The 10,439-nt window shown below is 33.7% G+C and carries 7 protein-coding genes, 1 tRNA gene and 2 pseudogenes; 5 read left to right on the top strand and 5 right to left on the bottom strand.

The features are described 5' to 3' along the window. Positions 1 to 219 precede the first annotated feature (219 nt). The 5 genes and pseudogenes from ACFIMX_RS07040 (at position 220) to ACFIMX_RS07020 (ending at position 2,816) form a co-directional block, all read left to right on the top strand. Positions 220 to 736: pseudogene (locus ACFIMX_RS07040) on the top strand (hypothetical protein). Between the two features lie 401 nt (positions 737 to 1,137). Next, complete coding sequence (locus tag ACFIMX_RS07035) at positions 1,138 to 1,449, top strand: hypothetical protein (protein ID WP_375640154.1); 312 nt, start codon at positions 1,138 to 1,140, stop codon at positions 1,447 to 1,449. Beyond that, complete coding sequence (locus ACFIMX_RS07030) at positions 1,436 to 1,615, top strand: hypothetical protein (protein ID WP_375640156.1); 180 nt, start codon at positions 1,436 to 1,438, stop codon at positions 1,613 to 1,615. Before ACFIMX_RS07035 ends, ACFIMX_RS07030 begins: the two co-directional genes overlap by 14 nt. A gap of 210 nt (positions 1,616 to 1,825) precedes the next feature. Beyond that, complete coding sequence (ssb, locus tag ACFIMX_RS07025) at positions 1,826 to 2,269, top strand: single-stranded DNA-binding protein (RefSeq protein ID WP_375694235.1); 444 nt, start codon at positions 1,826 to 1,828, stop codon at positions 2,267 to 2,269. Positions 2,270 to 2,321: 52 nt separating this feature from the next. Continuing rightward, positions 2,322 to 2,816, top strand: a complete 495-nt coding sequence (locus tag ACFIMX_RS07020) for a hypothetical protein (protein WP_375694234.1) — start codon at positions 2,322 to 2,324, stop codon at positions 2,814 to 2,816. A gap of 1,393 nt (positions 2,817 to 4,209) precedes the next feature. Here the strand turns inward: ACFIMX_RS07020 and ACFIMX_RS07015 are convergent. The 5 genes and pseudogenes from ACFIMX_RS07015 to ACFIMX_RS06995 all read right to left on the bottom strand — a co-directional run bounded on the left by ACFIMX_RS07015 (position 4,210) and on the right by ACFIMX_RS06995 (position 10,022). Then, positions 4,210 to 4,989 (bottom strand): hypothetical protein, encoded by a 780-nt coding sequence (locus tag ACFIMX_RS07015; RefSeq protein ID WP_375639780.1) that lies wholly within the window; start codon positions 4,987 to 4,989, stop codon positions 4,210 to 4,212. 97 nt (positions 4,990 to 5,086) lie between these two features. Then, complete coding sequence (locus ACFIMX_RS07010; protein WP_375694233.1) at positions 5,087 to 5,749, bottom strand: hypothetical protein; 663 nt, start codon at positions 5,747 to 5,749, stop codon at positions 5,087 to 5,089. A gap of 83 nt (positions 5,750 to 5,832) precedes the next feature. Then, on the bottom strand, positions 5,833 to 6,570 hold the full coding sequence (locus ACFIMX_RS07005; RefSeq protein ID WP_375694232.1) for a hypothetical protein: 738 nt from the start codon (positions 6,568 to 6,570) through the stop codon (positions 5,833 to 5,835). 1,677 nt (positions 6,571 to 8,247) lie between these two features. After that, a pseudogene (locus ACFIMX_RS07000) lies at positions 8,248 to 9,465 on the bottom strand (type ISP restriction/modification enzyme); the annotation flags it as partial. Positions 9,466 to 9,946: 481 nt separating this feature from the next. After that, positions 9,947 to 10,022 (bottom strand) — tRNA-Lys (locus ACFIMX_RS06995). Positions 10,023 to 10,439 lie beyond the last annotated feature (417 nt).

Raw genomic sequence — 10,439 nt, 5'->3', positions numbered from 1 at the left:
TGGTGTTGCTGAGAGAGTTTTTACAGCAGTTGAAAATACGCGTAACCTAGCCTTAGGAGGCAAGCGCATTTCATTCATGAGTATAGGAAAGCCTAGTGAAGAGTGTCATGACAGTAGCAATTCAAAAGCGGCTTAAAACAGCAAAATAGTGAAAAGTGCTGATCATTTTACGATTAGACATGCATTTAAATCGACAAAAAGGTACCGTAGGAAATAAATATGTTTACAGATAAGCAGCTAAGAGCCTTGTTTGGTATTATAACTTTTATATTTTTATGTTTTTTAGGAATTAAAAAAAAATCCCTACTTTATTCAAAGTATTTTGATATTTGCATCTTTTGGTTTGATAATAATAACAAATATTTTTGTAATTTTATGCAATTCTCATATTCCTTTTGAGTTGCAGAACAATCCAAAATATAAAGATGATGATACAACGGGTTGGGTGAAACTAACACGTGATTTACAACAGTATTTGCACAGATTCTTAAAGATAATAATTTTAGCGCTTGTCGTTTTAATTTTCCCAAGTAGTTATAAAGAAACGGTTTCTTTATCTGTTATTTCTAATTACGTAGAGCATAAGCTTTCTTTTTCATTGGATACTGTACTTTGGTACTCAGATATTGCTCTTTGGTATTCCTTTTTAGTTTGTGTATTGTTTCTTATGTTACATACACGCAGTTTAATAAATATATCTATTTACACACTACAGTGCTCAGTTAAAAAGCCATAGTAAAATTTCCGATTTTATATTTTTTTACAGAGACTTCATTCTTATGACCTTATAGACAGCAAGCTAGAAAAAGCGCATTATATTCAATTAGGTAAGTATAAAAAAGGAAAAAAATTGCAAAGGCATGTTGACATTGGAAAGGCATGCTGTTAGAAAGGCATCAAGTGTGTAGAAACACTTAGCGATAAGCGGATAAACCACGTAAGGTTTCTCCCATGTATTTAAAGTACTGACTTTCTTTTATGCTTTAAGAGCGTATAATGATTTATGTCGGGTGTGGTTATGCCATACAATACCCTTTTTAGGGGAAAGCATACAGCGGACTTATCGCCGTGTTTCTAGCGCCCGACGCTCTTATGGGCTGTCAATAGAAACTTTTTTTACGATAAGGAAAAATTCCAATGAAAAAATATGAATTTACAGGTGAGACAATTGTTGCTGGTTTACACACATTGCGTCGTATTAGAGCCATTAGAGATTTTGGAGACGTAAAAGCAGGTGACCTAGGTGGATTTATAGAAAGCAGTATGCACCTTTCGCATGATGGTGATTGCTGGGTTAGAGATAACGCTCGTGTTTGTCAAAGGGCGCGTGTTTACGGTAATGCACAAATCTTTGGTGATGCTTGGGTCTATGGTGACGCCCGTGTTTACGATAATGCAAAAATTCACGGTAAGGTTTGGATAGATGGTCATGTTTATGGCAATTGTTAGAGGGAAGGTTTATGGGAATGCGCATGTATTTGGCAATGCTAGCGTTGACATATATGCTGAAGTTTATGGGAATGCAAGAGTATTTGGCAATGCTAGTGTTCATAATGATGTTAGTGACAATGTTGTCATCACTGGTCGTGAAAAGACTTTAGAGAAAGTTGCATAAAAAAGCAGCGGCGGTGCGGGGGCGCCTGCTTTAAAATAGAAAAAAGAAAGCCATGTCATTTGCGTGATGTGGCTTTATGTTTATCAAAAGATAAAAAAACATAATTTTATATATTAAAAAACAATAATATCCTTTTGAAATAATTGAAAAAATATGCAAATTATGCTAGGATTTTGTATGTATTAAAATACAAGTTTAAGGTAAAAAAACATGCTAAATAAAGTGATGTTAATCGGGCGTTTAGGTGCTGATCCCGAAAGCAAAACAATGAATTCTGGAGCAGAAATAGTCAATTTTCGTATGGCAACTTCTGAAAGCTATACGGATAAAAATACTCATCAAAAAGTAGAGAAAACTGAATGGCACTCCGTGGTGATTTTTAATCCACATTTAGCAAAAATTGCACTTCAATATCTCAACAAAGATTCAAAGGTTTACGTAGAAGGAAAATTACAGACACTCAAATGGCAAGATAAAAATGGGCATGACCGTTATACAACAGAGATTGTTGTACCACAATTCAAAGGCGAGTTGTATTTGCTTGATGTCAAGAAAGAGCAATCTGCCCCTTCATCCATTACTTCTCAAAATTATGCTATCGCTTCAGGTGCTGCTGATTATAGTGCCTCTCTTAATGACAGCATACCATTTTGATTGATAAATAGAGCAAAGAGAAACATGTGGGCTCCCACAGATTAGGGGATGTATGAAAAAGAAAGATGCTTACATTTCACAAGTGAAAGTACGTCAAGATCCTGTTAATCAATTGGCGATTGAAATGCGTGCTAAACGCTTTGGTTTGACGATTGAAGAGGCTAAAAATCCGCTTGCTGGGTCTTATGTTGGGCGGCTATGTTTGCAAGGTGTGCTTACTCAAGATCAGTATGATGCTGCGCAAAAATATCTTGAAGTGAAAAATGACTATTTGTGTGCAAAAGGTTTACCAAGCGCTGTTTATGACGAAATACCATCATCTTCTGATGACAAAGCAAGAGAAAAATGGGTCGAATTTGCAACAGGACAGTTTTCTAATATGCAAGAGGCGATAAAAGAAACACAACATCTCTATAGACAGTATAATCTTTATGCAGCAATACAATATATTGTTGTCGAAGACCAAACATTACCACATCTTGTGAATTCATTGCGGGTCGCTCTTAACGCGCTTCATAAATATTTTGACAGAAAAACTAAATGGTAAATGTTGTATAATTCACATTATGCATAAAAACACAATAAAGTCAATATGTTGTTTGCAATTATTTTATATGAATCCACTCAAGAATCCATCTTTTTGTGCATGTTTAAATTGACCATTTTTTATAAACAATTGCCATGTATGAATAGACCATAAAAAGCAAATCATGATGTAAATATTATAACGCATGTAAACGTTCAAATGAAATGAAAAGCAGTTATCATTCATAACAGTTCATAAATCTTATGATACGTTTTTATCATAGCACAAATCACATTGTTTAAAAATTTAGTTGTTTGAAATTATCGATAACATACGTTTAAGATCACTCTTGTTTTAAAGATTGGATTGTTAATCGCATAAAATAACAAATTAACGTTCGCCAAAATTGGCGAGCGCAAAATCTAAAGAGTGTTATAGCAATATTAGATCATTCTATAAGAGGGTAATCGTTCGAAACTGTTATAAGGTAAATTGTATCAAAAGATACGCATTTATAGAAAATAGAGATCATATAATTTTCCCCAAAATTGGGGAAAACCTTTAAAATGGCATTAAAAAAATTAACTGTTTGAAGCAGTCATAAGCTTATAGGTTTAATTCATAAAGATTGCATAAAATGATTTAAAGAGAAGATCGATTTTAAAACCACGGTATTTTTTACCGAGGTAGGAAATAAAGGTCATGAAATTCAAAACATTATATCTTATGAAATCAAAAGCCTTTTAATGAATATAGTGCATAGCTAGTTTTGAAGAACGCAACTGTATTCGCTTCCACAAAAAAATGGAAGCGAACAATGCCATGGCAGTAGAATTACTATCTACTTTAGACTTGGTACTAAGAAATGTTTTAAAAGTTATAGTTTAACAATACGCTTATGAGACCCTCTCTAAGTGAACGTTTAAACGTTTGAAACAGATGTTTATAACAGTTTTTAAAGCCTTGCGTTTGATAAAAACGCTTGTTTATTGTCTTATGAGAGATTGTTTTGAAAACCAACGTTTACAGATGTAAAAAGAACGTTTTAAAAAAGACATTAGTCTAATAGGCATTTGCTTTTGATTGTATTGAGATGAATCTAAAAAGCGTTTTGATTTGTTTGATACGTTTGAGAGAAACGAAAAGCATTTATAGGCTCTCTCATTCAAATGAGTGATTAAAGATCATACGCATCATACATTCCTTTTGATAAGTTTTCATATCTCAATAGAGCACTTGCAATATGATACGTTTTGTATATATGCATTTATTACTCCATTGTAGATGATTATTTTTTTTTATCATTAGAATCATTACGTGAAAGCCGCGTCATATCACTTGGCACGGCTTTCTTTTATGAATACTCTCTTTTATGATGGAGTTATCCTATTAAAAGGCACCCCCATGTCTATTTTTATTCTGTTTTATCAACAATCTTGACGACATTATCGCTTTGATAAACCTCATAATTTTGAGCAACTGATCTTACATTGCTTTGTTTATCTATTTTTGCTTTACCATAGGCACGACCATAGACCTTTACAGAACCAGAGATTTTTGCATTTCCATAAACAGAGCCATAAATCGCAGCACGCCCACTCACAAGAGCAGAGCCGTAAACCTTACCATAAATCTTTGCAAAGCCTTTGATAGTAGCTTGTCCATAAATTTTTGCACTGCTGTAAATACAAGCAGAGCCAGAAACCTTTGAATGACCATAGATCCTAGCATGATCATAAACAAAAACATCATGAGAAACGCGCGCATGTTGATAAACATGGGCATTGCTATAAACGCGGGCGTGATCACAGACATGAGCATTGCCATAGATATTGCCAGCCACATGAGCACTCCCATAGACACAAGCATGGTCATAAACTTTAGCATATCGAGTGATTAAAGCCTTTCCATAGACCTCAGCATTCCCATAGACCCGCCCCCGCACATGAGACAAATGACGTACTTTAGCATAATCAGAAACATGAGCATAACCATAGACACAAGCGTCATCATACACCCAGCAATTGCCATAGTGAGATAAATTGCTTTCATTTTCGATATAACCGCCCAGATCCCCCGCCTTAACATCATCGAAATCTTTTAAAGCCCGAATACGATAAAGGTTTGTAATTTGCTTAGTAAGTCTCTCTTTAATCTGTTTGATTTGATTGGTTAATTCATATTTTTTGCACATAGAGATACCCTCACAATCTAATGTGATAAACGTTTTCTAAAATTTGAAATGGAAAATTGGATTGAAAGCAGGCGCCCCCACCGCGCCCGCACGTTATTCACGCAGCGTTATTTGCAATAACCTTTACAACGTTATCGCTTTCATAAACCTCACAATCATTAGGAACCCAATAAAGATCACTATGTCTTTTTAACCTTGCATTGCCATAGACATTACCTATGACCATGAAATAACCAGAGATTTTTGCATTGCCATAAACACAGCCTTTAATCTTGGCATGGCACCCCACACTAGCACGACCATAAACCTTGCCATAAATTTTTGCAGCACCACTAATAGAAGCATGATCATAAACCTCGGCATTGCCATGAATACGTGCACTTCCTGATAATTTTGCATTGCCATAAACCCGCGCTTGATGATAAACCCAAGCATTATAAGAAAGATGCGCATTATCATAAACATGAGCATTTGCATAAACGCGGGCGTGATCACAGACATGAGCATTGCCATAAACAAAGCCCATTATAATAGCCTTATTAAAAATCTTGGCATTTTCGTAAATATGGGCAGGGTTTAAAACAAGAGCATTATCATAAACCCAGCAATTACCATCATGAGAGAGGTTGTCTTCACTTTCAATAAAGCCGCCCAAGTGACCAGCCTTAACATCATCAAAATCTCTTAAAGCTTTAATGCGATAAAGAGTTTTATTATTAAATACACGCATTTCATTTGTGAGTGCAAACTTTTTTTGCATAGCACAATTCCTTTATAAATAGATTTAAATTTTAAAATGAGATGTTTTAAAGAGGGGCGCTCCCCGCCGCGCCCGCGCGTTATTTACGCAGCATCATTTTCATATTCGCTGTCATTATCATCGTCATAATACCATTCACAATCAGCATAATACTCATGACGGTAATAATCATCTTCACTCCCAAATTCTGGATATGCCTCATCCCAAATATGATCATCTGCTGTTAAAGAGGCGGCGCTGTGAACATAAGAATCGCCAGAGATAAGAGCCCCACAAACCACGGCATCATCAAAAACACGCGAGCCATCACAAATATGAGCAGCGCCGCTTATTTTTGCATTGCCTCCAACATGAGCATCATCACAAATAACGGCATCATCACAAATATGAGCATGATCAGTGACACGGGCGTTATCATAAATTTTAGCATTGCCTTCAATTACAACGGCATTGCTAACATGAGCATTGCCATAAACCTCACAATAATCATTTATTGCCATGCCTTGAAAAATAGCATTTCCATAAATACGTGCATCGCCATAAACGTCTACAAAAAAGCCTTTGACTTTAGCATTGTCATAAACCCTTGCATTTTCAAAAACACGCGCTTTGTCATAAACCCAGCAATTTCCTTTGTGAGATAAGTTGCTTTCCTTTTCAATAAAACCGCCTAGATCGCCCGCCTTGACATCCCCAAAATCTCTTAAAGCACGGATGCGATATAAGAAATGACCAGCTACGCAATCCATTTCACTAGTAAATTCATATTTTTTTGATGTTTTTTTCTTATTAACGGGGGTGTTGTTTGATATATTTGTCATATTTAAAACCTGTTTGAATAATATTGTTATTGACAACCCATAAGGGCGTCGGGTGCTAACAAACACGGCAAACAGTCCGTCATTACACTTTTCTCATAAAGAGTATTGTATGGTGTAACCACACCCGACATAATCATTATATGCTAATCATAACATAAAAGACAGTCAGTATTTTAAAAGATGGGAAAGATTGTTTCGTAATCTAACCGCTGTTTGTTTAGTGTTGTTAAGCACTTGATTATTTATATAACAAAATACGTATTTATTATCAAATAATATTTTATCTTTTTTGATATTTTTTTGTATTTTTTTAGATGCGTTATGTATTGATAATATCTTATGATTATGAATTGCTTCTTTTATATTTATATGCTTTTAAAGCTATATTATGGGCTTTCTGAAACGATTGCGTTATTTTTTGAATCTATACATTTATAATATTTAGAAACGCTCTCATAATGCGTTTTTTTTATCTTTATACCTATCAAATTTTTTACTAAATGAATTTTAATTTTTTTGTGAATTTTGTTTATAACGCATTTATCATTTGCACTATCTTAATAGGCACCGCGCTCTTATAACCAATGCATTCATTTGCATCTTTGCTTTATTTAAACAAAGCTACTGTTTTTACGCATTCTTTATAATTGTTATATGCTTTATAGCCATGGCATCATTTTTCATTTTCATGAGAGAAATGATAAATAAGATATATGATAATTGTAATTTAGAGACTGTTATGAAAACACTTATGAAAATATCTAAAGAGAGATTTATCATTATAAAGATTAGCAAAATCCCTTTTAATAGGCTTTTGTCAGTTGTGTCAGTTTTGTCAGTTCCTTTTAGACCCTATATTATTTTTTTTAAATGAGAGAAAATTAAAATCAATATATTTCAATAGGTTAGTATTTTAATGATACAACCTTTATTAAATAATAACCAATAAATTCAACTAACAATATATATTTGTCAGTTATGTGTCAGTAAATTGAACTGACAAAAGTGATCATTTTAGTGTGTCATTAAAACGTGTCTTATGAAAAGCAACTGATTACGTTATCAAAATCCTTTTTATGAATTTTTATCAGTTCTTTTGAAGATATAAACTTATGATTTTAGAGAATTGATTACAACGTGCTTTATGAAAGCATATGATCTTTTAAAGCCTTTCAAAAGATAGCTTGTACCCCATAAGAAATGCTATCAAGATCATTAGGTTATGAGTTTTGAAGGGATTTTGAGTTTTGAGGGTTGCTGCTATTATGTAAAAAAACGATAAAAAGTAAAAACATTGTATTTCAATAGGTTAATATTTTATAGACCTTAAAAAAACAACCTCTATTGATAATGCAATTTATAAATTCAACTAATAATATACGTTTTGAGGGGGGGTTGACGGTTTTTACACCTTCAAAACCTATAAGCAAAATGAATATATATAACCCTCTTTAAACAAAGCTTTTGAAAAGGATAAAGCACTCATTTTAGATTACGGTATAACCTCTTAAAGGCAATGTAAAAAAATCTAACTCTATTTAAGATGGGCTTTCTTTTTAGAATAACGCATATTAGGATTGTATCTAATTAACTTCACAAAAGAGGTATAGATTATGGTTATAAGCTCTATACCCCTTATGCGTTTATCATACCCATTATGTGAGCATGCTTTATAAGTTATTCAGTTTCTTTTATTTCTAATTTTGGTAAGTTTTTTACGATTTTCATTGTTTCTAAACTTACGGTAATAACCCTTTGAAACAATTCTAGAGGGTAGGCAGGGTTGCTAACGGTTTCAACAGCATAACGGTTGGCATCATTCACAATGCCACTCTTTTTATCAGTCTTTACACACTGACGCCCCATAACCCATTCAAGAGCAGGCTTGCCATTGACGATATACTCATAAGCTTCAAGAGGGATATCTGTCATTGTGATATTGCTGTTATAAATGACAGTTGATTTATCCTTTTCCTTACTATTCTTAATTTTTGCGAATTTCATTTCAGTTACATAATAGAATTTTTCGGGATTAGAGATATCAGTTAATTTTGGATTACCCTTTTTAAAGGTCACTGGATAAGGCTCTACAGTTTCATAATTCACGTGCAAATGCCCCAGTTTACGCCCTGCTGTTACAAACTTCCAAAAATCTTCAGCACTTTTTACACAAGGGATACGAGGCAATTCTTTAGAGAGGTTATCAGCATAACGAGAGCGATAACCTTCCGAATGAAGTAGACCGTAAACATAATAGAATAAATCATCTTTTGTTATGGTTTCATTAGGATAAGCCGCTTTAAAATGTGCTAATCCCGCATCTGTAATGCCATCACGCTTCTGTAAACCAGCTGTTGTGTTTGCTTCTGTAAAGTCTGTAAATAAATGGGATTGTTTTTTGTTTTTATTCTTTGAAATTGTAGTCTCTTCATAAAAATATCTTGGAAAGCATTGGCTAGCAGCCATAGCATTAACATCAGGTAAATCTTTTATCATTAGGGTAGAAAAACCATTTACTCCTATACCTGTAATTTGTATTACCTTATTTTCGACTACTTGCCCCATCGGAAATATACGAGGCATCTGGTAAGTTCTTTCATTAAAAATACGATTGTAATAGAGCCATTGCTTTGTAAAGGGACGATAAAGACTTTGAACTGAACAATTACTTTCAAATTCGGAAATTTTTCCTCTTACAAACTCTTCTTTTAGACTACTACTCCAACTGATTTTTTTAGCATCAACGTTAACAAAATTGTCTACAGCATTTTTACGTATCCTGCTATCAAAATGCCCATAAGCATTATTAAAACGTTGTACTTCGCTATTATAGAACGTGATCATGTTATTCATGTTTTTCGCTAAGCATTCACGACTTGAATTGTATGTCCAGCTAACTACTTTATTTTATATTGATTTACCCTCTTGGAATACTGATGATTATTACAGAAGTTTTTTGTTTAAGCGGGAGAGTTATCAAAAAATATCCACGCTGCTGACACAACTAAAGTGTAAAGTTTCTTCTGTCTTTAAACAATATGCTAAAAATCCCAAAAACTTTAATCAATTTATATTAAAATAAAGTGAAAACTGTTGATTTTTGTACCCTTTTAAATAACACAATTGTCGGTAAGAAGCTTCTCCTTACCAATTGCGACTTAAAAAAAAGAAACAATACGCATTAAAAGATCTTTAAATGTCCTTTGGAAGTTCTTTGAGTCCCCTAAAAAGTACAAACACCGATGACTAAGCTATATCAACAATCTTCACTTTTAAACAAACAGATATGGGGAAATCCTACTGCCCAATTTTATTTAGCAACTCGTACCTTAAAAAAATTACGCAATCAATAAGTTATTTACGGTATAAAATAAAATGGTGGGTGATGAGGGGATCGAACCCACGACCCGCTGATTAAGAGTCAGCTGCTCTACCGACTGAGCTAATCACCCATAAGCTTCTCAAAAGACGTGAATGAGCGTTTCTATAACGCTCCTAAGGATAGATGTCCAGATATTTTGTTGTTTGTTATATAAACTCATTGTCTGTAAGGTTAAAAATATGATATTCACCACTTGATCTTATATAAAAATAAACCCATTATAACAAGCTTTATAAATAAATGTTCTGATTGTTATACAGAACCTATAGTTAGAGGATTATCGAGCATAATGCCCGAGCGAAAATTAGAGGAACCTTCTTGTGGTTGTAAGCGGGATGGGGCATCATTTTGTTTTATCAAAAATCACATGCATTCAAGCAATATTGTGCTGTTTTTTTCTTTGAATATAAGTTTTTTACATTCAATGTTCATGATCCAATATACGAATAAAAGCCTATGAATTTTTTTTGTCAATCGCGCGCTTTTA

Source organism: Bartonella sp. AD24XZML, assembly GCF_042196485.1.
Classification (GTDB): Bacteria; Pseudomonadota; Alphaproteobacteria; order Rhizobiales; family Rhizobiaceae; genus Bartonella.
This window is presented reverse-complemented; position numbering and strand designations above follow the sequence as displayed.

Bases quoted from the DNA above. Each gene is read 5' to 3' on its own strand.
- ACFIMX_RS07035 (WP_375640154.1), top strand. From the start codon at position 1,138: ATGAAAAAATATGAATTTACAGGTGAGACAATTGTTGCTGGTTTACAC.
- ACFIMX_RS07030 (WP_375640156.1), top strand. From the start codon at position 1,436: ATGGCAATTGTTAGAGGGAAGGTTTATGGGAATGCGCATGTATTTGGC.
- ssb (WP_375694235.1), top strand. From the start codon at position 1,826: ATGCTAAATAAAGTGATGTTAATCGGGCGTTTAGGTGCTGATCCCGAA.
- ACFIMX_RS07020 (WP_375694234.1), top strand. From the start codon at position 2,322: ATGAAAAAGAAAGATGCTTACATTTCACAAGTGAAAGTACGTCAAGAT.
- ACFIMX_RS07015 (WP_375639780.1), bottom strand. From the start codon at position 4,989: ATGTGCAAAAAATATGAATTAACCAATCAAATCAAACAGATTAAAGAG.
- ACFIMX_RS07010 (WP_375694233.1), bottom strand. From the start codon at position 5,749: ATGCAAAAAAAGTTTGCACTCACAAATGAAATGCGTGTATTTAATAAT.
- ACFIMX_RS07005 (WP_375694232.1), bottom strand. From the start codon at position 6,570: ATGACAAATATATCAAACAACACCCCCGTTAATAAGAAAAAAACATCA.